General features: G+C 38.0%; 2 protein-coding genes. Both read right to left on the bottom strand.

From position 1 onward, the window contains the following. Positions 1 to 181 precede the first annotated feature (181 nt). Positions 182 to 1,201 carry an IS3 family transposase gene (locus tag LD272_RS21280; RefSeq protein ID WP_369414017.1) on the bottom strand — a complete coding sequence of 340 codons (1,020 nt, stop codon included), beginning with the start codon at positions 1,199 to 1,201 and terminating at the stop codon, positions 182 to 184. Next, positions 1,132 to 1,409 (bottom strand): helix-turn-helix domain-containing protein (locus LD272_RS21285; protein ID WP_226038592.1); only part of this gene is annotated, 278 nt, incomplete at its 5' end. The genes LD272_RS21285 and LD272_RS21280, both read right to left, overlap by 70 nt.

Raw genomic sequence — 1,409 nt, forward strand, 5'->3', positions numbered from 1 at the left:
CCCTATAAGACTTGACATAGAGCCTCGTCACGCATGATTCTCCCACCAGGACACCAGCTTATAAATAAACTGGTATCACCATCAAGGTTATCATGCGTTGCTCCATATCAAGTCGCTTCTCCAGCCAAGGAAGAGGAAGGATTTTCAAAGGGACCAATTTCCTCTTTATTTCTCGTCTGTTTTAGAGACTTATTTCCTGCACTGTAACGGTACCCGCCAACGTAAGTTGGTTGTATTTGTACGGTGAATAATTCTTTAAGCTTCCATGAGGTCGAATGATATTATAAAAATTAATATACTCGTCAATGTGATAATACGCCTCATCATAAAAGGTGAAAGCATGTCGATCAAAACACTCACGTTGTAAACTGCTGTGAAAGGACTCTATATAGGCATTCATATTAGGTGTTTTCTTTGGTATTCTCTCATGATGGATTTTTTGATGTAGACAAAATTCACCGAATAGTTCACTGACAAATTGCGGACCGTTATCCGTTCGAATGATAAGTTTGTCTTCGAATTCACCATCTTTAAAGTGTACCTTTTGTCTTATTAAAGCTTTAGTAATCATAGTTGTAATATGCTTTGATCGACAAGTTGATCCCCTATACATACCTACGATTCTCCGATCATAGACGTCAATAGCACAACACACAAACACAAAATGATGAGTACCTACAATACTTCCGTATTTGATATCCACTTGCCATAGCTGATTGGGGCCAGTAACGATACGATTTCTTGCTAGATGTCTTGGATGTTTAAGCTGCTTCGTTCTTCTTTCTTTCAGAATATCTAGCTCATCACACAATCGGAAAACTTTCTTCTTGTTGATTATTAAATCATAGTGTTCTCTTAATAGACTTGTCCACTTCTTATAGCCCAAAGCCCCTATCTGGCTATCAAAATGATACTCCATAAGATATTCTTCTATTTGTTGGTCAGGCACCTTATCGCCTTTAGTATTCATAGAGTATCCTGGTGATGGCCTACCTCTTTGAATAGACACCACCTTTATATTTTTCACCTTTCTTCTCTCGTAATAGGTGGATCGGTTAAGCTCCAAAATATCTAATATCCTTTTAACAAAAAAGCCCTGTAAGATCCAACTATCTGCAAAATCAAAAAGATCTATGGAGAGTCGTTTTTTTTTAATGCATCTCTTAAGACAGCAACTTCTAGTTCTTTCTCCCCCAACAATTTCATGGCCAGCTCATACTTCTTCTTGTATTCTTTTTCGGTGGGTTCAACTGGAGTAAGATTAATACCCTCTTGTTCCATTTGATCTCGAACCTCTGTTTCATATTTATTCATCCAACTTCGAAGCGTTTTGCGGTCAACTCCAGCAGCTTGTGCTGTGCTCGCATATTTGTTCGTTTCTAACGCCATTCGGACATAACGTTTTTTTA

The sequence above is a fragment of the Aquibacillus saliphilus genome (assembly GCF_020404745.1).
Lineage (GTDB): Bacteria > Bacillota > Bacilli > Bacillales > Amphibacillaceae > Aquibacillus > Aquibacillus saliphilus.